At 72.0% G+C, this 24,424-nt stretch carries 22 protein-coding genes and 1 tRNA gene; 8 read left to right on the top strand and 15 right to left on the bottom strand.

Annotation, left to right across the window (positions count from 1 at the left end; all coding sequences use genetic code 11):
• Window positions 1–37 precede the first annotated feature (37 nt).
• Window positions 38–208: a hypothetical protein gene (locus tag ACE3O1_RS02630; protein WP_374312136.1), complete on the top strand. Its 171-nt coding sequence runs from the start codon at window positions 38–40 to the stop codon at window positions 206–208.
• A gap of 39 nt (window positions 209–247) precedes the next feature.
• Here the strand turns inward: ACE3O1_RS02630 and ACE3O1_RS02625 are convergent, their stop codons facing one another.
• Both ACE3O1_RS02625 and mfd read right to left on the bottom strand, forming a co-directional pair.
• A complete protein-coding gene (locus ACE3O1_RS02625) occupies window positions 248–847 on the bottom strand; it encodes a gamma carbonic anhydrase family protein (RefSeq protein WP_374312134.1) in 600 nt (199 codons plus the stop codon).
• A 38-nt stretch (window positions 848–885) separates the two neighbouring features.
• Window positions 886–4,497: a transcription-repair coupling factor gene (mfd, locus tag ACE3O1_RS02620; RefSeq protein WP_374312132.1), complete on the bottom strand. Its 3,612-nt coding sequence runs from the start codon at window positions 4,495–4,497 to the stop codon at window positions 886–888.
• Window positions 4,498–4,552: 55 nt separating this feature from the next.
• On the opposite strand from mfd, the gene ACE3O1_RS02615 reads away from it, so the two are divergent.
• On the top strand, window positions 4,553–5,167 hold the full coding sequence (locus ACE3O1_RS02615) for a hypothetical protein (protein ID WP_374312130.1): 615 nt from the start codon (window positions 4,553–4,555) through the stop codon (window positions 5,165–5,167).
• Between the two features lie 6 nt (window positions 5,168–5,173).
• Here ACE3O1_RS02615 and pth read toward each other — a convergent pair whose 3' ends face one another.
• Both pth and ACE3O1_RS02605 read right to left on the bottom strand, forming a co-directional pair.
• Window positions 5,174–5,758, bottom strand: coding sequence for an aminoacyl-tRNA hydrolase (gene pth, locus ACE3O1_RS02610; RefSeq protein WP_374312128.1), 585 nt, complete (start codon window positions 5,756–5,758; stop codon window positions 5,174–5,176).
• 79 nt (window positions 5,759–5,837) lie between these two features.
• On the bottom strand, window positions 5,838–6,482 hold the full coding sequence (locus ACE3O1_RS02605) for a 50S ribosomal protein L25/general stress protein Ctc (protein ID WP_374312126.1): 645 nt from the start codon (window positions 6,480–6,482) through the stop codon (window positions 5,838–5,840).
• 255 nt (window positions 6,483–6,737) lie between these two features.
• Between ACE3O1_RS02605 and ACE3O1_RS02600 the strand changes: the two genes are divergently transcribed.
• Both ACE3O1_RS02600 and gndA read left to right on the top strand, forming a co-directional pair.
• Window positions 6,738–6,860, top strand: a complete 123-nt coding sequence (locus ACE3O1_RS02600) for a hypothetical protein (protein WP_374312124.1) — start codon at window positions 6,738–6,740, stop codon at window positions 6,858–6,860.
• A 277-nt stretch (window positions 6,861–7,137) separates the two neighbouring features.
• Window positions 7,138–8,565, top strand: a complete 1,428-nt coding sequence (gene gndA / locus ACE3O1_RS02595; RefSeq protein ID WP_374312179.1) for an NADP-dependent phosphogluconate dehydrogenase — start codon at window positions 7,138–7,140, stop codon at window positions 8,563–8,565.
• A 59-nt stretch (window positions 8,566–8,624) separates the two neighbouring features.
• On the opposite strand, the gene ACE3O1_RS02590 is transcribed toward gndA, so the two are convergent.
• Entirely contained in the window at window positions 8,625–9,941 is a 1,317-nt protein-coding gene (locus ACE3O1_RS02590; protein WP_374312122.1) for an FAD-binding oxidoreductase, read from the bottom strand.
• 115 nt (window positions 9,942–10,056) lie between these two features.
• Between ACE3O1_RS02590 and ACE3O1_RS02585 the strand changes: the two genes are divergently transcribed.
• A complete protein-coding gene (locus ACE3O1_RS02585; protein WP_374312120.1) occupies window positions 10,057–11,049 on the top strand; it encodes an NAD-dependent epimerase/dehydratase family protein in 993 nt (330 codons plus the stop codon).
• A 3-nt stretch (window positions 11,050–11,052) separates the two neighbouring features.
• Here the strand turns inward: ACE3O1_RS02585 and ACE3O1_RS02580 are convergent, their stop codons facing one another.
• Together ACE3O1_RS02580 and ACE3O1_RS02575 are read right to left on the bottom strand one after the other, a co-directional pair.
• Complete coding sequence (locus ACE3O1_RS02580; RefSeq protein WP_374312118.1) at window positions 11,053–11,778, bottom strand: ABC transporter ATP-binding protein; 726 nt, start codon at window positions 11,776–11,778, stop codon at window positions 11,053–11,055.
• A gap of 86 nt (window positions 11,779–11,864) precedes the next feature.
• Window positions 11,865–13,325, bottom strand: a complete 1,461-nt coding sequence (locus ACE3O1_RS02575; RefSeq protein ID WP_374312116.1) for an ABC transporter permease — start codon at window positions 13,323–13,325, stop codon at window positions 11,865–11,867.
• 170 nt (window positions 13,326–13,495) lie between these two features.
• Between ACE3O1_RS02575 and ACE3O1_RS02570 the strand changes: the two genes are divergently transcribed.
• On the top strand, window positions 13,496–14,224 hold the full coding sequence (locus ACE3O1_RS02570; protein ID WP_374312114.1) for a response regulator transcription factor: 729 nt from the start codon (window positions 13,496–13,498) through the stop codon (window positions 14,222–14,224).
• 143 nt (window positions 14,225–14,367) lie between these two features.
• Window positions 14,368–15,756 carry a sensor histidine kinase gene (locus ACE3O1_RS02565; RefSeq protein WP_374312177.1) on the top strand — a complete coding sequence of 463 codons (1,389 nt, stop codon included), beginning with the start codon at window positions 14,368–14,370 and terminating at the stop codon, window positions 15,754–15,756.
• Window positions 15,757–15,884: 128 nt separating this feature from the next.
• Here ACE3O1_RS02565 and ACE3O1_RS02560 read toward each other — a convergent pair whose 3' ends face one another.
• From ACE3O1_RS02560 to ACE3O1_RS02530, 7 genes are all read right to left on the bottom strand, one after another.
• Complete coding sequence (locus ACE3O1_RS02560; protein ID WP_374312112.1) at window positions 15,885–17,450, bottom strand: FAD-dependent oxidoreductase; 1,566 nt, start codon at window positions 17,448–17,450, stop codon at window positions 15,885–15,887.
• A 1-nt stretch (window position 17,451) separates the two neighbouring features.
• Window positions 17,452–18,006 carry an MOSC domain-containing protein gene (locus ACE3O1_RS02555; protein WP_374312110.1) on the bottom strand — a complete coding sequence of 185 codons (555 nt, stop codon included), beginning with the start codon at window positions 18,004–18,006 and terminating at the stop codon, window positions 17,452–17,454.
• Window positions 18,003–18,899 (bottom strand): FAD:protein FMN transferase, encoded by an 897-nt coding sequence (locus ACE3O1_RS02550; protein WP_374312108.1) that lies wholly within the window; start codon window positions 18,897–18,899, stop codon window positions 18,003–18,005. Before ACE3O1_RS02550 ends, ACE3O1_RS02555 begins: the two co-directional genes overlap by 4 nt.
• A 4-nt stretch (window positions 18,900–18,903) precedes the next feature.
• Window positions 18,904–19,371, bottom strand: coding sequence for a hypothetical protein (locus ACE3O1_RS02545; protein WP_374312106.1), 468 nt, complete (start codon window positions 19,369–19,371; stop codon window positions 18,904–18,906).
• A gap of 136 nt (window positions 19,372–19,507) precedes the next feature.
• Entirely contained in the window at window positions 19,508–20,542 is a 1,035-nt protein-coding gene (locus ACE3O1_RS02540) for a ribose-phosphate diphosphokinase (protein ID WP_374312104.1), read from the bottom strand.
• Complete coding sequence (gene glmU / locus ACE3O1_RS02535) at window positions 20,517–21,989, bottom strand: bifunctional UDP-N-acetylglucosamine diphosphorylase/glucosamine-1-phosphate N-acetyltransferase GlmU (protein ID WP_374312102.1); 1,473 nt, start codon at window positions 21,987–21,989, stop codon at window positions 20,517–20,519. Before glmU ends, ACE3O1_RS02540 begins: the two co-directional genes overlap by 26 nt.
• Before the next feature lies 1 nt (window position 21,990).
• Window positions 21,991–22,062, bottom strand: a tRNA-Gln gene (locus ACE3O1_RS02530).
• Window positions 22,063–22,146: 84 nt separating this feature from the next.
• Between ACE3O1_RS02530 and ACE3O1_RS02525 the strand changes: the two genes are divergently transcribed.
• Window positions 22,147–22,644 carry a MarR family winged helix-turn-helix transcriptional regulator gene (locus tag ACE3O1_RS02525; protein ID WP_374312100.1) on the top strand — a complete coding sequence of 166 codons (498 nt, stop codon included), beginning with the start codon at window positions 22,147–22,149 and terminating at the stop codon, window positions 22,642–22,644.
• A 12-nt stretch (window positions 22,645–22,656) separates the two neighbouring features.
• Here ACE3O1_RS02525 and ACE3O1_RS02520 read toward each other — a convergent pair.
• Window positions 22,657–24,424 (bottom strand): ABC-F family ATP-binding cassette domain-containing protein (locus ACE3O1_RS02520; RefSeq protein WP_374312098.1); only part of this gene is annotated, 1,768 nt, incomplete at its 5' end.

Here is a 24,424-nt window from a genome sequence, read left to right as displayed (position 1 = left end):
TGCCGGGGCATCCGCGGCGCCGGGTTACCGTGTCGGCATGGCACGAATCGTCGTCGCCGAAGTGTGTCCCCAGTGCCGGTCGCTCGATGTGCGGGCGACCGAGCCGAGGTGGTTCGCCGTGGAGTTCGCCCGTCGGGGCGAGCTCGACGACGGGTGGGTCGACCGCCTCGAGTTCGAATGCCGCGACTGCGGCGTCTTCTGGGACTGACGTCGGAGGGAATCGGATGCCGCGGCGCGCGGCATCCGCTCAGTCCACGCGCCGGTCGTCGGCGTGGCGCGCGAGCGAGCGCCCGTACCGCTCGGTCAGCTGCACCATGAGGTCGGGCGTCTCACGATCGAGTCCGAACACGTAGCCCGGGAAGTCGAGCTCGCGCTGCGCGGCCCAGATCTCCTCGTGACGGTCGGGGGCGAGCACCTGGAGCGGATCGCCCACCGCCACCCAGCCGATCGGCACGACGGTCTCGGGCGGAAGCGTCGTGCGCAGGTGCACGACGGCGTTGATGCGCACCTCGCTGCGCTCCCCGATGCGTGCGCCGTTGAACACGCGGGTGCCGGTCGCGAGGAACACCTCGTCGCCGACCGTCGCTCCCGAGACGCTCGCCATCGGCCCGACGAGCACGTGATCGCCGATGTGCACGGGATTGGTCGCGGTCGCGCGGATGAGCGCGTTCTCCATCACGATCACGTTGTCGCCGAGGGTGATCGCACCGCCCTCGGCCGTGATGACGGCACCGTGCAGCACTTGGCAGTCGGCGCCGATCTGCACGTCGCCGCTGATCACGGCGGTCGGCGCGATGACCGCGTCAGGGTGGATGCGGGGCTGCGCCCCGAGGTGCTCGAACCGCATGGCTCCTCCTGGCAGTCAGCGTAGCCCGCGCCCGTCTCTCACGACACGGCGCCGGGCTCGTCGGGCTTCTTCTCGGGCCAGAGCTGGTCGAGGAGCTGACCGACCCAGGCGATGAGGTCGGCATCGGCGACGCGTTCGCCGCCCACGGTCGGCAGCGGCACCACGACGGCCTCGCCGCCCTGCAGCAGCTTCGCCTTCGGGTGCAGGCGCTGGAGCCGCACGCGCATCGAGTCGGGCAGGTTCGCCGGTGCGATGCGCAGGTTCGGGCCCATCGCCACGACATCGGCGAGGCCCGCCTGCGCGGCACGACGCCGCAGCCGGGCGACGGCGAGGAGTCCCTCGACGTCGGCCGGCGGCTCGCCGTAGCGATCGCTGAGCTCCTCGACGACCAGGTCGAGTGCGTCGTCCTTCGCGGTGACGGATGCCGCGGCCGACAGCTTCTGGTACGCCTCGAGACGCAGCCGCTCGCTGTCGATGTAGGAATCCGGGATGCGCGCCTGCACCGGCAGCTCGAGGCGGAGCTCGGTCGGACCCTCGACCTCGTCGCCGCGGAACGCCGACACGGCCTCGCCGATCATGCGCAGATACAGGTCGAAGCCGACGCCGGCGATGTGGCCGGCCTGCTCCGCCCCGAGCAGGTTGCCCGCGCCGCGGAGCTCGAGGTCCTTCAGCGCGACCTGCATGCCGCTGCCGAGGTCGTTGTTGACCGCGATCGTCTCGAGACGGTCGGCCGCCGTCTCCGACAGCGGCTTCTGCTCGTCGTAGAGGAAGTACGCGTAGGCACGCTCCCGCGCCCGGCCCACGCGGCCGCGCAGCTGGTGCAGCTGCGACAGTCCGTACTTGTCGGCCCGGTCGATGATGATCGTGTTGGCGTTGGAGATGTCGAGGCCGGTCTCGACGATCGTCGTGCACACCAGCACATCGGATCGCCGCTCCCAGAACGCGTCGACGACCTCTTCCAGCGCGTGCTCCCCCATCTGCCCGTGCGCGACGGCGATGCGGGCCTCGGGCACGAGCTCGGCGAGGTCGGCGGCCACGCGCTGGATCGACTGCACGCGGTTGTGCACGTAGAAGACCTGGCCCTCGCGCAGCAGCTCGCGCCGGATCGCCGCGGCGATCTGCTTGTCGTTGCGCGGCCCGACGAAGGAGAGGATCGGATGCCGGTCCTCCGGCGGCGTCTGGAGCGTCGACATCTCGCGGATGCCGGTCACGGCCATCTCGAGGGTGCGCGGGATCGGCGTCGCACTCATCGCGAGGATGTCGACGTTCGTCTTGAGCTTCTTCAGCGCGTCCTTGTGCTCGACGCCGAACCGCTGCTCCTCGTCGATGATCATCAGTCCGAGGTCCTTGAACAGCACCTTCTCCGTGAGGATCCGATGGGTGCCGATGACCATGTCGAGCGTGCCGTCGGCGAGGCCGGCGACGACCTCGCGCGCCTGCTTGTCGGTCTGGAAGCGCGACAGCGCCTTGACCTTGACCGGGAAGCCCGCGAACCGCTCGGTGAACGTCTCGAGGTGTTGCTTGACGAGCAGGGTGGTCGGCACGAGCATCGCGACCTGCTTGCCGTCCTGGATCGCCTTGAACGCCGCGCGGACGGCGACCTCGGTCTTGCCGAAGCCCACGTCGCCCGACAGCAGCCGGTCCATCGGGATCGGCTTCTCCATGTCGGCCTTGATCTCGTCGATCGTCTGCAGCTGATCGGGCGTCTCGGCGAACGGGAACGCCTCCTCGAGCTCGCGCTGCCAGGGCGTATCGGGCCCGAACGCGTACCCCTTGGCCGCCATCCGCGCCGAGTACAGCTTGACGAGCTCGACCGCGATGTCGCGCACCGCCTTGCGCGCACGGCCCTTGGCCGCGGCCCAGTCGCTGCCGCCCATCTTCGACAGCGCGGGCGCCTCGCCCCCGACGTACTTCGAGAGCAGATCGAGCTGATCCGTCGGCACGAAGAGCTTGTCGCCGGGGAAGCCGCGCTTGGAGGGCGCGTACTCGAGCACGAGATACTCGCGCACGCTCTTGACGGCGTTGCGCCCGCCGCTGGAGACCTCGCGCTGCGACAGCTCGACGAACTTCCCGATGCCGTGGGTCGCGTGCACGACGTAGTCGCCCGGCTTGAGCTGGAGCGGGTCGACGACGTTCTTGCGGCGCGACGCGAGCTTCTTGACCACGCGCTGGTCGCCGCCGATGGTCCGGCCGTAGAACTCCGCCTCGGTCAGGACGGCGAGCCGGGCGTCGGGCACCTGGAATCCGCGCTCGAGCACCGACGCGACGAGGTGCGCGACACCGGGCTCGGGCACCCCGTGCAGGTCTTCGACCTTGCGCGCGGCGATCCCGCGTTCGGCGAGGACGTCGCGGGCCCGCTCGACGAGCCCGGTTCCGGATGCCGCCACCACGACGCGCCAGCCGTCGGCCAGGAGCGCCCCGACGTGCGCGGTCGCGCCGTCGACGTTGCCCTGGAACGAGGGAACGGCGGTGCCGGGAACCCGGACCACCGCGGCCGCCTCGAGCGCGGCGTCGATGTCGAGGAGGCCCTCGGCCGAGGCATCCGCCTCTCCCGAGTCGAACGCGCTGAGCGACCACCACGCCTGCCCGCGGGCCTGAGCGGCCTCGCGCAGGGCGGGGAGGGTGAGGAAATCCCCCGCCCCCAGGTCGATGGGAGCCTGCGCGCCCGCGGTCGCCGCGCTCCAGGCGGCCTCGAGGAACTCGCGGTTCGTGTCGCCCAGCGTGATCGCACGGGCCACGGCGCGCTCCGGGTCGACGAGTGCGACCGCGGCACCCTCGGGCAGGTAGTCGACGAGCGTGACGAGGCGGTCGACCACGGCGGGCAGCAGCGACTCCATGCCCTCGACGGGAATGCCTTCCGACATCCGCTCGAGCATGCCGGCGAGCCCCGGGAACTCGTCCTTCAGCTGCCGTGCGCGATCACGCACGGCGCTCGTCAGCAGCAGCTCGCGGCTCGCGATGAGCGAGACCTCGCGCACCTCGCCCGGGAGCGACCGCTGATCGGCGACCGAGAACGCGCGGATCTGGTCGACCTCGTCACCGAAGAACTCCACGCGGTACGGGTGCGGGGCCGTCGGGGGGAAGACGTCCAGGATGCCGCCGCGCACGGCGAATTCGCCGCGCCGCGAGACCATGTCGACGCGGTGATAGGCCAGCTCGACGAGCCGCAGCGCGACGTCCGCGAGGTCGTGGCCCCGCTCGCCGACGACGAGGGCGATCGGCGGGATGTCGGTGAGGCCCGCCGCGAGCGGCTGGATCGCGCCGCGCACCGACGCGGTCACGACGAGGGGCGTCTCACCCGACCAGCGGCCGATGCGGCCGAGCACCTCGAGCCGGTTGCCGACGATCTCGGCGCTGGGGCTGAGGCGCTCGTGCGGCAGCGTCTCCCACGCGGGGAAGTGCATCACCTCGGCGCCCGGAAGGAGGGCGCCCAGCGCGGGGCCGATGGACTCTGCCCGGCGCCCGGTGGGCGTGACGAGCAGGATCGCGGGAGGCCTGCCTGCAACGCGCCGCCTGTCGAGGAGAGCCGCCAGCAGCGGGGCGTCGAGGCCTTCCACGAGGGAGAAGTCGCCGTCGACGGATGCCGCGGCCGCGGCATCCCGGAACGACTCGGCCTGTTCGAGGGCGCGCACGATCCCGGGAACTGTCACCGGACGAGTCTAGTTGGAGGCCCAGACACGCGGCGCGCACTCATAGGATGAGCGCGTGAGCGACCCCGCCGACCAGACGAACCCGCAGGCCGCCCCCGGACCCGCCCCCGTGGCGCAGGCTCCGGCGTGGGCCGCGCCGAGCGCGCCGCCGTTCGGCACCCCCTCCGCACCGCCCGCCGGCGCGCGGGGATACGCGCTTCCCGCGGGGTATGCTCCGCCCGCCGGCTACGCGCCGGGCGGGGCGTACGCGCCGCCCGCACCCGGGTACGCCCCAGCCCGTCCGGCGGGCCGCGGGCTCGGGATCGTCGCCTTCGTGGTCGCGCTCGTCGCGACGGTCGGCGCCGCCCTCGCCGCGGCGGCCGCGGCCTTCGGCATCGGACTCGGGACCGGCCGGGAGATCGCGCTGCGACCACTGGGCGCGGACTTCGACTGGGCGATCCTGACACCCGTCCGTGACTGGGTCCTGCTGGCCGAGAGCGCGTTCTGGGTCGGCACTGCGCTGGGTGTGTGGGCGCTCGTCCAGGGGATCATCGCCCTGGTGAAGAACCGCGGGCGCGGCTGGGCGATCGCCGCGGTGGTGACAGCGGCCGTCGGCCCGGTGGTCTACTTCGTCGTGCTGGGCACGTTCCTGGAGGCCGGCTACGCCGCCGGGTCCGGCATCGGCGGCTGACCCGTCTCAGGCGCGCGGCGCGTGGTGCTTCTGCTGCGCGGCGAGCAGGCCGTCGGCCACCAGCTGCTCCACGGCGTCCGCCGCATCGGCGAGCAGGATCGGCAGGTTCTTCCGCTCCGTCGCGCCGAACGGGTCGAGCACCCAATCGGCGGGGTCCTGACGTCCGGGCGGACGCCCGATGCCGACCCTCACGCGGGCGAACTCGGCGGAGTCCAGCGCCTTCGCGACGTCGCGCACCCCGTTGTGGCCCCCGTGGCCGCCACCGGTCTTGAGCTTGATCGTGTCGAACGGGATGTCCAGCTCGTCGTGCACGATCACGACGCGCGCGGGGTCGATGCCGTAGAACTTCGCCAGTCCCGCGACGGGTCCGCCCGAGACGTTCATGAACGTGTTCGGCTTCGCGAGGATCAGCTTCGACGCACCCGGACGCAGCCACGTCTCGGCGACGCGGGCGTTCGCCTTGTGCGCGCGGAACGCCTCGCCCCGGCGCGCGGCGAGCTCGTCGATCACCATCTGACCGACGTTGTGCCGGGTGAGCTCGTAGCGCGGGCCGGGATTTCCCAGACCCACGATCAGCCACGCCTCTGCCATCTGCTGCCCGTCCCTTCCGACGACGAAGCCCGTCCCTTCAGTATCGGGGACGGGCTTCGACGGATGCTGCGGTGAGCCCTTACTCGGACTCGGCCTCCTTGGCCTCCTCGGCCTCCTCCGACTGCTCGGCGGCGACCTCGGCGTCGGCGGCGGCGATCTCGTCCTCGGCCGCGAGCGTGGCCGACGGGACGGAGATCGCGACGATCAGCGTCTCGGGGTCGACCGCGAGCGTGGAGCCCTTGGGAAGCGTGAGGTCGGCAGCGGTGATGTGCGTGCCCTCCTCGAGGCCCTCGACGTCGAGCTCGATGCGCTCGGGGATGTGCGTGGCCTCGACCTCGAGCAGAACGGTGTTCGCGTCCTGGGCGGCGATGGTGCCGGGGGCGGGCTCGCCGATGACCGAGATCGGGACGTCGACCTGGATCTTCTCGCCCTTCTTCACGACGAGGAGGTCGATGTGCTCGATGATCTGGTGCACGGGGTCCTTCTGGACGTCCTTGACCAGCGTGAGCTGGTGCGTGCCGTTCACGTCGAGCTCGAGCACCGCGTTGGCGCGGCGGACGAGCAGGGCGACCTGGTGGCCGGGCAGTGCGACGTGCACGGGCGCGGTGCCGTGCCCGTAGATGACGGCGGGGATCTTGCCGGCGGCGCGCAGGCGGCGGGCGAAGCCCTTGCCGAAGTTCTCGCGGACCTCGGCGTGGACCTTGGTGTCGGTCTCGGTGGCCATGATGTCTCCTCGCGGGCGTGAGCCCGTTCTGATCGCGGGTCCGCGCGGGTGGCGGGCCCAGGTATGTGGGGGTTTTCTCGACTCGAACGCGCGTGCGTGAGGAAAGCCGTGGGCCTGCATCACTGCGTCGATCACGGATGCCGCGCCCGCCGAAACCGGCCGGCCCGAGGCATCCCTCGCCGAAGTTCAGCCCTGAGTTTACCAGCCTCCCCGCTACGATGAGGAACGCACCCGTTCCACCCCTGGAGGACCCCGATGGAATACGGCTTTCTGTCCCACGCGCTGCTGTGGCTGATCGGCGCGATGGCCGCCGTCGGCGCGGTGCTGACCGTCGGCGCCTTCTGGTCGATGGGCCGCGCGAGCTACCGCAAGGACTGACGCTCACGAGCTCACATCCCGCCGCCTGCGGCGGTGAGGAGAACGGCGACTCCGCGTAACACGGGCAGGCCAGACTCTAGGCTGGAACCCTCCCCTTCGAACTCCAGGAGTGCGTGTGTCTCAGAGCGACCCCTCGGCGCAGACGAACATCTCGACCGATCGCGACGACCAGCCGGGCTCGGCCCCCGAGCACGAGGGCGCCCCCGCCCCCGAGGACGTCGCGCGTCCGACGCCCGAGCCGACCGGACCCGATGCGGCGGCTGCGGCCCGCGCCAACATCGGCGTCGTGGGGCTGGCGGTGATGGGCTCGAACCTCGCCCGCAACCTCGCCAGCCGCGAGGGCAACACCGTCGCGATCTACAACCGCAGCCACGAGAAGACCGACACGCTGCTCGCCGAGCACCCCGAGGCGGAGTTCGTCCCGGCGTTCTCGTACGAGGAGTTCGCCGCGTCGCTGGCCAAGCCCCGCACCGCGATCATCATGGTCAAGGCCGGACGCCCGACGGACGCCGTCATCGACTCGCTGGTCGAGGTCTTCGAGCCGGGCGACATCATCGTCGACGGCGGCAACGCCCTGTTCACCGACACCATCCGCCGCGAGAAGGCCGTCCGAGAGACCGGGATCAACTTCGTCGGCGCCGGCATCTCGGGCGGTGAGGAGGGCGCGCTCAAGGGTCCCTCGATCATGCCCGGCGGGTCCGACGAGTCGTGGGTCACGCTCGGCCCGATCCTGAAGTCGATCGCCGCGGTCGCCGAAGGCGAGCCGTGCGTCACGCACATCGGCCACGACGGCGCCGGCCACTTCGTGAAGATGGTGCACAACGGCATCGAGTACGCCGACATGCAGCTCATCGCCGAGGCCTACGACCTCATCCGCCGCGGCACCGGCAGGAGCCCGGCCGAGATCGCCGACGTGTTCGCCGAGTGGAACCGCGGCGAGCTGGAGTCCTACCTCATCGAGATCACCGCCGAGGTGCTGCGTCAGGTGGACGCCGAGACCGGCAAGCCGCTGGTGGACGTGATCCTCGACCAGGCCGGTGCGAAGGGAACCGGGGCCTGGACGGTGCAGACCGCGCTCGACCTGGGCGTTCCCGTCTCGGGAATCGCCGAGGCCGTGTTCGCGCGGTCGCTGTCCAGCCACCCCGAGCAGCGCGCCGTGTCGCGTGACCTCCCCGGCCCCACCGAGGGCCTCGCAGTCGAGGACGCCGACGCGTTCATCGAGGACGTCCGTCTCGCCCTGTACGCGTCGAAGATCGTCGCCTACTCGCAGGGCTTCGACGAGATCCGCGCCGGCGCCGCGCAGTACGACTGGCAGATCGACCTCGGAGCGGTGTCGAAGATCTGGCGCGGCGGCTGCATCATCCGCGCCCAGTTCCTCAACCGCATCGCCGACGCGTACGCCGAGGCGCCCGACCTGCCGGTCCTCCTCACCGCGCCCTACTTCGTCGAGGCGCTCGGCCGCGCGCAGGCCGCCTGGCGCCGGATCGTGCAGACCGCCGCGGGGTCCGGCATCCCCGCCCCCGCGTTCTCGTCGTCGCTGGCGTACTACGACGGCCTCCGCGCCGAGCGCCTGCCCGCCGCCCTCGTGCAGGGTCAGCGCGACTTCTTCGGTGCGCACACCTACCAGCGCATCGACAAGCCCGGCACGTTCCACACCCTGTGGTCGGGCGACCGCACCGAGATCGAGGCCGAAGACACGCACTGAGCGCCGCCGCGCTCGCGCACGAAGCCCCCGCCGTCGGCGGGGGCTTCGTCGTCGGCGGGTCAGGCCGGCGCGATGTTGTGGTTGCGGCAAAAGAGGTTCTGCGGGTCGTACTGCCGCTTGACCGCGGCCAGGCGCGCCATCGCCTCAGGCCCGTACATGCGCGTGACCAGGCCCGGATCGGTGGAGGGAGTGAAGTTCCCGTAGAGCGCCGCGCCGAGCGCCTCGATCGCATCCCACTCGGCCTGGATGAGCGGACGGTTGCCGTCGTCCACGAGCCCCGGCACGTCGAAGGCGCCCGCCATCGCGAACCACGTCGCGTGCCGTGCCGGGAACGCCGTCTCGTCCTGCGCGACGTCGCCGAACGCGCCGCCGAGCGAGCGCAGGAACAGCACCGAGGCCGCGTTGGCCTCGCGGAACGCCGCGAGGCGATCGATCGCCTCGTCGGTCAGCTCGCCGAGCAGCGTGTTGCCTCCGACGAACCCGGGCATCGGCTGGTCGGGGTCGGCGGCGGGCATGTCCATGAGGATGTCGGGGTAGGCGCGCACGCCGAGCTCGGTCTCGGACACGCCGTCGACCGCGAGCAACGGTGCGAGGGCTGCGCGCGCGGCCTCCTCGTCGTCGCCGATCCAGACCGCCGTGACCGTCGCGCCCGCCGGCGCGTTCGGATCCATGGCGGGGATGTCCATGTAGGTCATCGTGAGCTCGCGCGGCGCATCGCGCATCGTGTCGCGCAGAGTGCGCAGCACCGGGCGCGCGTCGCCGGTCACTCCGAGCGTCGCGAACACGACGTGCTCGAGCGGGTGCGCGCGGAAGTCGAACCGGGTGACGACGCCGAAGTTGCCGCCGCCGCCGCGCAGCGCCCACCAAAGGTCGGGATGCGCCTCGGCATCGACCTCGAGCACGTCGCCGCGCGCCGTCACGACCTGGGCGCCGACGAGCTGGTCGGCGGCGAGCCCCCACGCGCGCACCATCCACCCGATGCCGCCGCCGAGGGTGAGGCCGCCCACGCCGACCGACGCGGTGTCGCCCGAGCTGACGCCGAGCCCGTGCTCCGCGAGGATCCGCGCGACCGCACCCCACGTCGCTCCGCCGCCGACGTGCACGAGGGAGCCCTCGACGCGCACCTCGTCAAGCGCGTCGAGGTCGAGGGTCACGCCGCCTGGCACCGCGCCCCACGCGCTGTGCCCCCCGCCGCGCACCATGACGTCGAGCCGCTCGGATGCCGCGTAGCGCAGCGCCGCGCGCACGTCGTCGACCGTCGACGCGCGCACGATCACGGTGGGCTCGCCGATGCCGGAGTGGAAGGCCCGCGCGGAGTCCCAGTCGTCGTCTCCGGGGCGGACGACCGTGCCGGTGGTCAGTGAGAGATCAGTCACCCGCGTCACGCTAACGCCGGGCGCCGACATCCGCCACCGTCTCTCCTGCCGAGAGCGCTCGCGGGGACCTCCCCGCGACGCGAGCGAAGGCGGGTCGCGGGCTTAGGGTCGAGGAATGGCGAGGAGCGTGCTGTACATCGGCGGGACGGGGACCATCAGCGCGGCGTGCGTGCGGCGCAGCGTGCAGGCGGGGGACGAGGTGACCGTCCTCAACCGCGGCTCGTCCCGGCGGGCGCTGCCGGACGGCGTGCGGGAGCTCGCGGCCGACGTGCGCGATCCCGCCGCGGTGCGCGAGGCCGTCGGAGCCGCCGGCTACGACGTCGTGGCCGATTTCCTCTCCTTCACGCCGGAGCACGTGACCACCGCGCTCGAGCTGTTCGAGGGCAGCACCGGACAGTACGTCTTCATCAGCTCGGCATCGGCGTACGAGAAGCCGCCTCGGCGGCTGCCGGTGACGGAGTCCACGCCGCTGCGCAACCCGTTCTGGCAGTACTCGCGCGACAAGATCGCGTGCGAGGACCTCCTCGTCGCGGCCCATCGCGACCGCGGGCTCCCGGTGACGATCGTGCGCCCGTCGCACACCTACGACGAGAGCTCGATCCCGACCCTCGGCGGCTGGACGGACATCGCCCGGATGCGGGACGGCCGCCCCGTCGTGATCCACGGCGACGGCACGAGCCTGTGGACCATCACCCACGCCGAGGACTTCGCCGTCGCGTTCGCCGGGCTCCTCGGGCACCCGCAGGCGATCGGCGACGCGTTCACCATCACCGGGTCGCACGCGCCGACCTGGAACGCGATCTACGGCTGGCTGGCCGAGGCCGCCGGCGTCTCGGCGCCGGACATCGTGCACGCGGCATCCGACACGATCGCCGCCTTCGAGCCCGCCCTCGGACCGACCCTCATCGGCGACAAGGCGCACTCGATGGTCTTCGACAACAGCAAGGTCACCGCCCTCGTGCCGGAGTTCCGCACCACGATCCTCTTCGACGAGGGCGCGCGACGCATCGTCGCGCATCACGACGCCCACCCCGAGCTGCAGCGGATCGACGCGGACCGCGATGCGCTGTTCGATCGCATCGCGGCCCACGCCCGCACCGCCGGGTGACGCTCAGCCGGTGATGTCCCGCACGGTCCCGCGCTCGAGCCGCAGGCGCCGCCGTGCGCGGCGCGCGACCGCCGTGTCGTGCGTGACCACGATGAGCGTCAGCCCCTCCGCGCACAGGCCCTCGAGCACCGCGAGGATCTCGTCCCGCATGGACTCGTCGAGGTTCCCGGTCGGCTCGTCGGCCAGCAGCACCCGCGGGCGCTTGACGATCGCGCGCGCGATGGCCACGCGCTGCTGCTGACCGCCCGAGAGCTCGGCCGGCCGGTGATCGGAGCGGTCGTCCAGTCCGACGTGCGCGAGGGCCTCGGCCACCCGCTCGGCCCGCTCGGTCCCGGTCAGCCCCAGGGGCTCGAGAGCCATGTCGACGTTCTCGGCCGCGGTGAGGGTGGGGATGAGATTGAACCCCTGGAAAACGAACCCGATGTCGCGGGCGCGGACGCGACCGAGCTCGGCGCCGGACGCCCTCGCGAGATCCACCTCCCCGAGCACCACGGATCCGTCGGTCGGGCGGTCCAGCGCCCCGAGCAGCTGCAGCAGCGTCGACTTGCCGCCGCCCGTCGGTCCCTGGATGGTGACGAAGTCGCCCGGCGCGATGTCGAGGTCGACACCCGCGAGCGCCTTCACGATGCGGTCCTTCTGCCGGTAGGTGCGGGTGACGCCGGTGAGCCGGTAGAGCGCCGGGGGTGCAGCATCCGCTCCCCCGGCGAAGCGGGTGTCGGTCATGGTCATGGATCGGTCTCCTGTCGTGAGGGGTGCGGTCGGTGCAGTCGGTGCGGTGTGCGCGGCGATGGGAGGCGGGTCGGTCATCGGATGCCTCATGCCACCGATCGGAGGGCCTCGGCGGGGCTCAGCCGGGCCGCGCGCCATCCGCCGAACGCGCCCGCGACGAGCCCGCCGAGGACGGCGAGTCCGAGGGCCGCCGCGACGACCCAGAGCGTCACCGGCGCCTGCAGGACGATCTCGGTCGTCTGCTGCGAGAACAGGCCGCCGGGCCCGCCGCCGGGTGCCATCATCGTGTCGCCGCCCGGTCCGCCCTGGGTGACCGGTGCGGCGGGGGCCGTCGAGATCGTCGGGGAGACGAGGTTGATGAGCGCGATGCCGGCGAAGCCGAGCACGAGGCCGGCCGCCCCGCCGAGGAGTCCCTGCACGAGCGACTCCCCCGCGACCTGCCCGACGACCCGGCCGTTGGACCAGCCGATCGCCTTCAGGGTGCCGAACTCGCGCGTGCGGCGCGAGACGCCCGAGATCGTGAAGAGCACGGCCAGCGCGAGGGCGACGGCCAGCACGATGACCGACAGCCACGTGCCGAGGTTCGTGATGAGCGACGAGGCGCTGGAGAGCGAGCCGGAAACCGTCGAGGCGAGGTCCGCCTGCGAGCTCACCGTGGCGTCGGGGAGCGCATCCTCGAGATCCGCCTGCACGCTCGCGATGCCGTCGGACGACGCGGCCTGCACGTACACGGTCGACACCGCGTCCTCCGCGCCGGACAGAGTCTGGGCCACGTCGAGCGGGATGTAGACGTTCGCCGCGGTGTCGGCCTCGCTGGAGGTGGACGCCACGACGCCGACGACCTCGAACTCCTCGCCGCCCACGTCGATCGTGTCGCCCACGGTGACTTCGGCGGTCGCCGCGTAGGTCGCATCCAGCACGGCGACGTACGCGCCCTCGTCGGCGCTCGCGAGCGCTCGTCCGTCGCTCACCGTGACGGACGAGAGCGGGCCCACCGAGTCGGCCGCGGGGTCGACCCCGAGCACGCTGAACGAGTCGACTCCGAACGATCCGCCGCCGAACGAGCCGCCGCCGTCGGGCGGAGCCTGGCCCGTGGCCCCCGGCTCCGTCCCCTCCGCGGGGCGCTCGGGCAGCTCGCCCGAGAAGGTCATGTTGGTGAGGCTCAGGGCGCCGGATGCCGCCGCCACCCCGTCGACGGAGGTGACGGTGTCGAGGACCCCGGCATCGAGGGTCGCGCGCATCGGCTCGGTGACCAGCCGCGACTGGCTGAGCTCCGTCGTCCCGTCCTCGCCGGTCTCGCCCCCGTCCTGCCCGAACTCGAACCGCTGCGGGCCGCCCTCGCCGGGCTCGGCCGTCGCCCCGGTCACCGTGAGGTCGGTGCCGACGCCGTACACCGACTCGAGGGCCTGCGCCTGGGCGTCGCGCACGCCCGCGGCGAGCGAGTTGACGACCATCACCAGCGCGATGGCGATCGCCAGTCCCGCCGCCACGATGATCGTCTGCTTCTTGCGGCCGGCCAGCTCCCGCCGCAGATACGTTCCGTACATGGGTCTCCTCCCGGCGGCGGTGTGCCGGCCGTCGAGCCGAAAGTAGGAGCCCGTTCGATGCGTGCCGTCAGCGCCGGCTATGAGGACCGTATGGACGGCGCGGGCGCACTCACAGCGCGCGCATAGCCCGCTCCATAGGAAGCGCATAGGAACGGGAGCACAATGGACGCATGACCACCGCGACCCCTGCCCTCCTGCGTCCCGACGGCTCCCCGCTGCGCGTCCTCGTCGTCGACGACGAGCAGATGCTCACCGACCTGCTGTCGATGGCGCTGCGCATGGAGGGATGGGAGGTGCGCACCGCCGGATCCGGCTTCGAGGCGCTCCAGTCCGCGCGCGAGTTCTCCCCCGACGCGATGGTGCTCGACGTCATGATGCCCGACCTCGACGGCATGGCGGTCCTGCAGCGGCTGCGCCAGTCCGGCGACGACGTGCCCGTCCTGTTCCTCACGGCGAAGGATGCCGTGAGCGACCGCGTCGCAGGGCTCACCGCCGGCGGCGACGACTACGTCACGAAGCCGTTCAGCCTGGAAGAGGTCGTCGCTCGCCTGCGCGGCCTCATGCGCCGCGCCGGCACCGCGCACGCCTCGGGCGCGGAGCCCATCCTGCGCGTCGCCGACCTCACGCTCAACGAGGACAGCCACGAGGTCGATCGCGCCGGCGACGGCATCGAGCTCACCGCGACGGAGTTCGAACTGCTGCGCTACCTCATGCGCAATCAGCGCCGCGTGGTCTCCAAGGCGCAGATCCTCGACCGCGTCTGGAACTACGACTTCGGCGGACGCTCCAGCGTCGTCGAGCTGTACATCTCCTACCTCCGCAAGAAGATCGACCAGGGCCGCGAGCCGCTCATCCATACCGTCCGCGGCGTCGGGTACATGATCAAGGCGCCGCAGTGACCGATCCGTCTCCGGCGGCGGACACCGCCGCGGACACGGGGACGGATGCCTCGGCTCCGGCGAGGGACGAGGCATCCGCTCGCCGCCCGTGGACGCTGCAGCGCAAGCTCATCGTGACCGTCGTGTCGATCACGTCGTTCATCATGGTGCTCGTCGGCGTCGCGACCAGCGCGATCCTCGGCAACGTGCTCGAGGCCGGCCTGACCGACCAGGTCGCCAATGCCGCCGCGCGCACGTCTGCGATGGTGCAGCGGCAGCTCGCGTCGGGGATGACGGCCCAGGAGATCCTCCAGGAGCAGCCGCAGCAGCCCGGCTTCCTCCTCGCCGTGCAGTCGGGGGCCGGTGAGCCCACGGCCGCCGTCATGGAGGAGGACAACACCGCCACCGCCCTCACCGACGACCAGATCGCCCAGCTGACCGGCCTCCGCGGCGAGACCCTCGTGGTGTCGATCGACGACGTGGGGACCTTCCGCGTGGAGGGCCGGGCGACTCCGGTCGGCATCGTGGTCGTCGGGATCCCGCGCGACGACGTGGCCGCCAACATCGGCCGGATGCTCACCACGATCGGACTCCTCACCGCCGGCGGCCTGATCCTGCTGGCGCTCGCGACCGCCTGGACGATCCGCGCGGGGCTTGCTCCGCTGCGCGCCGTGGCCGACACCGCCGAGCGGGTGTCGAAGCTGCCGCTGGATCGAGGCGAGGTGACCATCGCCGAACGCGTACCGGCGGCGCAGGCCGATCCGCGCACCGAGATGGGCCGCGTCGGCGAGGCGCTGAACACGCTCCTCGACCACGTCGACGAGTCCCTCGCGGCCCGCCAGCGGAACGAGGAGCGCATGCGCGCCTTCGTCGCCGACGCGAGTCACGAGCTGCGCACGCCGCTGGCCTCGATCCGGGGCTACTCCGAGCTCTCGCTGCGCGCCCTGTCGCAGAGCCACGCGCCCACGACGATCGACACCACCGAGGCATCCCTCGAGCGCATCCAGGCGCAGTCGCTGCGCATGACCACGCTCGTCGAGGACCTGCTGCTGCTCGCCCGGCTCGACGAGGGCCAGGAGCTCGTCTACGGCACCGTCGACCTCACGCGGATCGCCCTCGAGGCCGTCGGCGACGCGCGGCCCGCCGGCCCCGACCACACCTGGGTGCTGGAGATGTCGGACGAACCGGTGCAGATCGCCGGCGACACCGGCCGCCTGCACCAGGTCGCCGCCAACCTGCTCGCGAACGCCCGCACCCATACGCCGGAGGGGACGACGGTGACGGTGAGCGTCACCCGGGACGGCGGTGATGCCGTGCTCACCGTGCACGACGAGGGGCCCGGGATCGACCCGAAGCTGCGGGAGGAGCTGTTCGAGCGCTTCTCGCGCGCCGATCGCTCGCGCGCCCGCCAGACCGGCGGCACGGGCCTCGGACTCTCGATCGCGAAGGCCATCGTCGACGCGCACGGCGGCACGATCTCGGTGACGAGCCGGCCCGGAGACACGACCTTCGAGGTGCGCCTTCCCGCCCGGCCTCTCGACCCCGCGGCGTGAGCGGCATCCCACCGCCCCTCCGGCGCCTCGACGAAATCAGGCCGATCGACGAAATCAGGCCGATCTGAGCAGAATCGACCTGATCCGGTCGAATCGCCTGAGCTCGTCGACGCCGACCCGGCTCCGGATCAGTAGCCGCTGAAGGCGTCGGTCGTGATCGACCGGGCGCGCTCCAGCGCGGGCGCGAGGTCGGCGATCAGCCCGGCGGGTCCGGAGATGTAGGCGTGGCGCGCGGCGATGTCGGGCACGATCCGCAAAAGGCCTTCGGCATCCAGTCGCACGCCGCGCGCCCACATCCAGTTCGCCGGCAGATCGGCGGGCTGGTCGCGGGTGAAGACGACGACGGGGAATCCGGATGCCTCGAGATCGGCGCGGTACGCCAGCTCCGAGGCATCCGAGGCGACGTAGACGAGCACGATGTCGCGGTCCTCGCCGGCGGCGCGCAGGTGACGCAGCTGCGACACGAACGGCGTCACGCCGATGCCGGCAGCGACCATCAGGATCGGGGCTGCATCGCGCTTGGGCAGCACGAAATCGCCCCACACGCCCGTGATGGCCAGGCGCTCGCCCTCGCCCACCTGCGCGAGGGCCTTCTTGAAGGAGCTCTGCGGCTTGGAGCTGGAGCTCTCCTTGAAGGCCACGCGCAGGAGCGGGAGGTCCTCAGGTGCGGAGGCGATGCTGAACTCGCGACGCGTGCCGCGCGCATCGGGGTGCGCGTGCGGCACCTCGAGCTCGAGGTACTGCCCCGGCACGAACGAGAGCCGGTCCTGCACGCGGAACGTCAGCTCCTGCACCGTCGGGGTCTGCGCGGCCCGGGCCGACAGGGTCAGGCGCACCGCGGTGCGCACGGCGAACGCGAAGGCGACGAGGTTGCCGATGAGGAGCGCGCGCTCCTGGCCGAGCGTGATGTGGCCCACCGGGATCGGCCACCCGGCGAGGAGCCCGACGATCCCCGCGACGAGGAACTGCTGCCACCGGCGCGGCGGCAGTGTGAGCGGCTCGGACAGCATGAACGCGCCGAGGAACAGGAACGGCGAGCTGAACAGCGCCTGCGCGAGGAGCGGCCACAGCTCGACCGCGGCGCCCGCGGCGGACAGCAGGGCCGAGGTCCGCAGCAGCCAGACGGCCACCGCCACCACGAGGAACACCGAGACCACCCGCAGCTTCTCGGTGCGCCAGAGCACGGCGAGCCCCAGCACGATCACGGGGCCGGCGAGCGCCGGGGTGCCCACCCACCACGCCGACGATCCGAGCGCCGGCCAGACCAGCGCCAGCAGGGTCAGGACCGTCGCCCCGACGGCAGCGGGGTTGAAGACGTGACGGCCGCGCCACGCGAGCGCGTACTTGGAGAGGGATGCCGCGGCCGCGGCGATCACGATCCCCCCGAGTGCCGCGAACTCGAGCGACGGACGCAGCACGAACAGCAGGATGTGGGCCGTGATGAGCGACGACTCGATGCGCCACGGCAGGTGCAGCACGCGCTGGGCTGCGGCATCCACCCCCACGCACACCACCGCGAGGACGGCGAGGGTCACCACGAGCTCGAGCGGATCCGGCGCCACGAGGTCGAAGAACGACAGGAGCAGCGAGATCACGGCGAGGGCCGCCAGCGCGAGGTAGACGACGCGGTACATCGAGACGCGCCCGAGGAGCGCGAAGACGCGGTTCCACACCGAGGTCAGGGTTCCCAGCACGTCACACCGCCCGGAGGGGCTCGGCGGTTCCGGCGGGCGGGATGACGCGGATGCCGTCACCCGGCCGCACCTCTCCCCCGGCGAGCACCACGGACATGACACCGGCGAGGCGCACGGTCTCGCCCTGGTCGTCGACGTAGACGAGCTCCTTCATGAGTCCCTTCGAGATGCCGTTGATCTGCGAGCAGGGGTTGCGGAGCCCGGTCAGCTCGACGATCGCGTCGTCGCCGATCGCGAGCCGCGTGCCGCGCGGCAGCGCGAGCAGGTCGATCCCGGCGGTCGTGATGTTCTCGCCGAGTGCTCCGGGCTCGATCCCGTGCCCGCGCGCGGCCATGTCGGCGAAGAGCTCCTCGTGCATGAGGTGCACCTGTCGCAGATTGGGAGCGCCGGGATCCCGCGCGACGCGCGACCGGTGCTTCACGGTGCTGCCCGCATGCGCATCACCCTCCACGCCGTGCCCGGAGATGAGGACGATGCTCTCGCGCGTGGGCTTGCTGAAGCGATGGGCATCGTCCCGCGCGACGGCGACGACACGGCCCGACGAGGTCTCGGTCACGATTCCACGCTAGCCGCTCGGACGAAGAGGTCGGCGCGACAGCCGGGCGACCACTGCACCGCGCCGTCGGTCGTCATGCGCACCCATTCCACGCCCCCGTCGTGGGCGAGGCGGGGCCCACCGTCGAAGAACAGCGCGGTCGCGATCGCGTCGGCCGTCATCGCGTCGGCTGCGACCGCCCAAGTCGCCGCGATCGTGCGCACCGGCACGCCCGTGCGCGCGTCGAGCACGTGGTGCAGCCCGTCGCCCCACGCGCGCCGGTTCACCGCCGACGCGCAGAGCGCGGCATCCGTCACCTCCCACACGCCGATCGCACGGGACGGGTCGAACGGATGCTCCAACCCGACGCGCTGCGGGGCTCCGCGCACGGCGAGGTCCCCGCCGGCGTCGATCACGACGTCGCCGGCGCCGTCGGCATGCACGAGGTCCAGCACGAGGTCCACGAGCCGGCCCTTGCCGAGCGCTCCGACATCGATCACCGCGGACGCGGCGAGCGAGAGGATGCCGTCGTCCCACGTGAGCAGAGACGTCCAGTCCGCGGGAGCGGCCACGGGGGCGCCGGCCGCCAGCGTGTAGGCCGGGTCGTAGCCGAGGCGCTCGAGCGAGCCGCCGACGAGCGGGTTCACGGCGCCGCCCGTCGCCGCGGAGAGGGCGCGGAACGCGTCGAGCATGGCCGGAGCGTCCGCGGGCGCGGGAACGCGACCGCCGCCGGCGGCGAGTCCGGAGACGACCGAGTCGGCGCGGAACCGCGACCACTCGGCGTCGAACCGCTCGATGAGGGCCGACACCGCGGCCCGCCGGTCCGCGCCGAGCGGCGCGGCGGTCACGATCTCCCAGGACGTGCCGATCGCCTCGAATCGCCACGACGAGGGCTGCGCGGACGGGAGGGACATCGGCTCAGGCGGCCGCGTCGGCCTTGATCGCCTCGATCGCCTGGTTGAATCCGCCGCTCGTCAGCGAGGAGCCCGCGACACGGCTCACCGAGAGGGTGTCGATGTCCTGGCCCTCGACCACCTCGGCGATCCCGCCGATGAACTGGCCCTGGTACTGCTCGGACTCCGGCCGCTGCGGGTCGCCCGACACCTCGACGGACGTGATCACGTCGTCCTGCAGCGTGACGGTGACGCTGATCGTCTCGACGGACTCGGGCGTCGTGTACGAGCCCTCGGCGGTGTAGGTGCCGTCGGCGTATGCCGCGGATCCGCCGCCCTCGGACGAGCCCGTCCCGGAGCCGGTGTCGCCGGGAGCGTCGTCGACGGAGTCGGTGGCGGTGGGCGCGCAGCCGGCGAGCAGCGCGATGCCCGCGACGGCGGTGAGTGTGAGACCCGCGCGAGCGGGACGGGTGGCGACGGCGGTGCGGATCATGAGCGGTCCTCCTGGGGTCGTTGATCGTCGTGGCGGTCGCCGCGGGGCGCCGCCTGACAGGCATCCTGACAGCGCGCTCTATGAGCGACCTCTGAGGAGTCCACGAGTCGCGCGGGGCGAACGTTCAGATCCAGGCTCAGGCGGCGCCGTCGAACATGCTGGTGACCGATCCGTCCTCGAAGACCTCGTGGATCGCACGCGCGAGCAGCGGGGCGATCGGCAGGATCGTGAGGCTCGGGAAGCGCTTCTCGTCGGGGATCGGCACGGTGTCGGTCACGACGACCTCGTCGATCGCCTCGCTCTGCAGGCGCTGCGTGGCGGGATCGCTGAAGATCGCGTGTGTCGCGGCGACGATGACCCGGATCGCGCCGTTGGCCTTGAGGGCCTCGGCGGCCTTCACGATCGTGCCGCCGGTGTCGATCATGTCGTCGACAAGCAGGCAGACGCGCCCGCTCACGTCGCCGACGATCTCGTTGACGGTGACCTGATTGGCGACGTTCGGGTCGCGGCGCTTGTGGATGATGGCCAGCGGCGCGCCGAGGCTGTCGGACCACGTGTCGGCCACGCGGACGCGGCCGGTGTCGGGCGAGACGACCGTGAGCTTCGCGCGGTCCTCGGCGGTGAGGGTGCGCTCGAAGTACTCGAGCAGCACCGGCTTGGCGAAGAGGTGGTCGACGGGACCGTCGAAGAAGCCCTGGATCTGGGCGGCGTGCAGGTCGACGCTCATCACGCGGTCGGCGCCGGCCGTGCGGAGCAGGTCGGCGACGAGCCGGGCGCTGATCGGCTCGCGACCGCGGCCCTTCTTGTCCTGGCGCGAGTACGGGTAGTACGGGGCGACGACTGTGATGCGCTTGGCCGAAGCCCGCTTGGCGGCGTCGAGCATGATGAGCGTCTCCATGAGCCACTCGTTGACCGGCGGGCCGAAGCTCTGGATCAGGAAGAAGTCGCACCCGCGGATCGAGACCTCGAACCGCGTGAGGATCTCACCCGACGCGAAGGTGCGGTACTCGGTCGGCACGAGCTCCGTGCCCAGCTGCGAGGCCACGTCGACCGCGAGCCCGGGATGCGAGCTCCCGCGGGCGACGACGAGCCGCTTCTTGGTCTTGGCGACCAGACCGGGCGCGATGTCGTTGTCGCGGTCGAGCTCAACGGTCTTCTTCTTGCGCGCCATCGTCCGCTTTCTGTGCGGACCGAGCCTTGGCCGCGACGTCCGCGGCTCCGGTTCCCGGTCTGTTCTTCTCGACCCACCCCTCGACATTGCGCTGAGGAGCGACGCTGAGAGCGAGTGAGCCGGCCGGCACATCCTTTCGGATCACCGCTCCGGCCCCGGTCTTCGCCCCGTCTCCGATCCTAACGGGCGCGACGAAGACGTTGTGCGAGCCGGTGTGCACCTCGTCGCCGATCTCGGTGCGGTGCTTGGCGATGTCGTCGTAGTTCGCCGTGATCGCGCCGGCGCCGAGGTTGACGCCCCGTCCGATCGTCGTGTCCCCGATGTACGACAGGTGCGGCACCTTGCTGCGCTCGCCGATGGTGGAGTTCTTCGTCTCGACGAACGTGCCGATCTTGCCCTTGTCGCCGAGGTACGTGCCCGGGCGCAGGTAGGCGAAGGGTCCCACGTTCGCTCCGGCGCCGATGACGGCGAGCGTCGCGTCGGCGCGCGTCACGACGGCATCTTCGCCGACCTCGCAGTCCACGAGGCTCGTGTCCGGGCCGACGGTGGCGCCCGCGCCGATGCTCGTGGACCGCAGGATGTGGGTGTTGGGGAGCACCGTGACGTCGGGCGCGAGCGTCGCGGTCACGTCGATCCACGTGGTGGCGGGATCGAGGATCGTCGCCCCCTCGAGCTGCCAGCGTCGCACGGTGCGGGCGTTGAGCAGCCGGGCGGCCTCGGACAGCTGCACGCGGTCGTTCACGCCGAGGGCGGCTGCGGCATCCGGGGCGCTGGACGCCGCGACCGGCAGCCGAGAGTCCCGCAGCAGCGCCACGACGTCGGTGAGGTACTTCTCCCCCTGCGCGTTCGCCGTGCCCACCAGGGTCAGGTGAGCGCGCAGCGCGGGGGCCTGGAACACGTACACCCCGGCGTTGATCTCCGACACGGAAGCCTCTTCGGGCGTGGCATCCTTCTGCTCCACGATGCGGGCCACCGCACCGTCGGCGTCGCGGATGACGCGGCCGTAGCCGGTCGCATCGTCGACGACGGCGCTGAGCACCGTGGCGGCCGCCGCGCCGTCGCGATGCGCGCGCACGAGGGCCGCGAGCGTGTCGGCCTCGAGGAGCGGCACGTCGCCGCTCAGCACCAGCACGTCGCCGGCGAAGTCCTCGAGCGCGGCGAGCGCCAGCTCCACCGCGCGGCCGGTGCCGGGAACCTCGTCCTGGTCCACGACGACCGCTGCCGGCACGGCCTCGGCGACCGCGGCAGCGACGAGGTCGCGCTCGTGACGCACGACGACCACGACCGAGTCGGGCGACAGGGCGAGCGCGGTGTCCAGCACATGGCCGACCAGCGAGCGTCCCCCGATGCGATGCAGCACCTTGGGCAGAGAGGACTTCATGCGCGTCCCCTGACCGGCGGCCAGCACGATGACGGCGAGGCGGGTGTCGTCGGTGTTATGGGTCATGCTCCGCCGCCAGGATTCGAACCTGGGCCTCACAGCTCCAAAGGCTGTCGTGCTGCCGTTACACCACGGCGGATCGCCGCGTCCGCGGCCGTCGTCAAGTCTGCCACGCCGCCCGGCGCGGTCCACGCGCCGCCGAGGCGACCTCGATAATGGGGACATGGCAGGCCAAACCGACGAGGTCGATCGCATCGTCGAGGCGTGGACCGCGCAGCGTCCCGATCTCGACTTCTCGCCGCTCGAGGTGCTCTCGCGCGTCGATCGCCTGTCGCGTCACCTCGACCGGGCGCGCCGGGAGGCGTTCCGCCGCAGCGAGCTCGAGCCGTGGGAGTGGGACGTGCTCTCGGCGCTGCGCCGCGCGGGTGAGCCGTTCCAGCTCAGCCCGAAGCAGCTGCTGCTGCAGACGCTCGTCTCCAGCGGCACCATGACCAACCGCATCGACCGGCTCGTCGGCCGCCGGCTGGTGCGACGCGAGGCCGACCCGGACGACGGGCGCAGCATCCTGGTGATCCTCACCGACGAGGGCAGGACACGGGTGGATGCCGCGATCACGCGCCTCGTCGACGCCGAGGCCGTGCTCCTGGCCACGCTCTCGCGCGGCGACCGGGAGCGGCTGGCGGCGCTCCTGCGCAAGCTCAGCCTCGGCTTCGACGCCTGAGTCCGGAGGCGCTCAGTCCATCTGCTCGGAGAGGTCGAACCACCGCGCCTCGACGTCGTCCCGCTCGGTCTCGAGCGTGCCGATGCGCGCCATCTCCGTGCCGAGCCCCACGTAGTCGGACTGGTCGTGGTCGGCCAGCGCGGTGCGCGCCGCCGAGATCTGCGCCTCGAGCTTCTCGAGCCGGCGCTCGAGGGCGGAGACCTCCTTCTGCGCCGCGCGCAGGTCGGCGCCCGCGAGGCCGGATGACGCGGGAGTGGCGGATGCCGCGGCATCCGGTCCCCGTGCCGCGGCCGCCGACCGCTCGCGGTCCCGCAGGCGCAGGTACTCGTCGACGCCGCCGGGCAGGTGCCGCAGATGACCGCCGAGGATCGCGTACTGCTGGTCGGTGACGCGCTCGATGAAGTACCGGTCGTGCGACACGACGAGGAGCGTGCCCGGCCACGTGTCGAGGAGATCCTCCATCGCGGCGAGCATGTCGGTGTCGAGGTCGTTCGTCGGCTCGTCGAGGATCAGCACGTTCGGCTGTTCGAGGAGGATCAGCAGCAGCTGGAGTCGCCGCTTCTGCCCGCCGGACAGGTCCTTGACCGGGGTGGAGAGCTGAGCGCTCGCGAAGCCCATGCGCTCGAGGAGCTGTCCGGGGGTGAGCTCCTGCGCCTTCGAGCCCGATCCGAACGAATAGGTCGTGCGCAGCCGCGCGATCACCACCCGGACCGGGTCGGCCAGATGCTCCTCGAGCTCGTCGAGTCGCTGGGTGAGGGTGGCGACGCGCACCGTCTTGCCGCGCTTCACGCGCCCCGACGTGGGCTCCAGGTCTCCGGAGACCAGCGCCAGCAGCGTCGACTTCCCGGCGCCGTTGACGCCGAGGATGCCGGTCCGCTCGCCGGGCGCGATGCGCCACTCGACCGGGTGGAGGACCTCGCGGGCGGGCCCGCCGTCGCGCGAGGGGTAGGTGACGGAGGCGTCGAGGAGGTCGACGACGTCCTTCCCGAGCCGCGTGACCGCGAGCGACTGGAGCTCGGTGCGGTCGCGGATCTCGGGGACGTCCGCGATGAGCGCATTCGCCGCGTCGATGCGGAACTTCGGCTTCGAGGTGCGCGCGGGCGCCCCTCGGCGCAGCCACGCGAGCTCCTTGCGCGCGAGGTTCTGACGCCGCGCCTCGATGGCCGCCGACTGGCGATCTCGCTCGACGCGCTGCAGGATGTACGCCGCATAGCCGCCCTCGAACGGCTCGACGAGGCGGTCGTGCACCTCCCACGTGCGCGTGCACACCTCGTCGAGGAACCAGCGGTCGTGGGTGACGACGAGGAGTCCGCCGGCGCTCGGCGCCCAGCGGCGCTTGAGGTGGTCGGCCAGCCAAGCGATCGCCTCGACGTCGAGGTGGTTGGTGGGCTCGTCGAGGAAGATGACGTCGTGGTCGCCGGTGAGGAGCGCGGCGAGGGCCACACGCCGGCGCTGGCCCCCCGAGAGCCCGACGACCGGTCCGTCCCACGGGATGCCCTCGAGCAGCCCCGCGATCACGTCGCGCGTGCGCGGGTCCCCGGCCCACTCGTGCTCGGGCCGGTCACCGATGACCGACTGGGCCACGGTGAGCGCATCGTCGAGGGTGTCGGCCTGATCGAGCACTCCCACCCGCACGCCGCTGCGGACCGTGACGCGACCGGCGTCCGGTGCGAGCCTTCCCGCGAGCATCGCGAGCAGACTCGACTTGCCGTCGCCGTTGCGACCCACGATTCCGATGCGGTCCCCCTCGTCGATGCCGAGCGCGACGCCGTCGAAGACG

Origin of the sequence: Microbacterium sp. (genome assembly GCF_041909575.1) — a bacterium.
In the GTDB taxonomy this organism is placed as follows: Bacteria; Actinomycetota; Actinomycetes; order Actinomycetales; family Microbacteriaceae; genus Microbacterium.
This window is presented reverse-complemented; position numbering and strand designations above follow the sequence as displayed.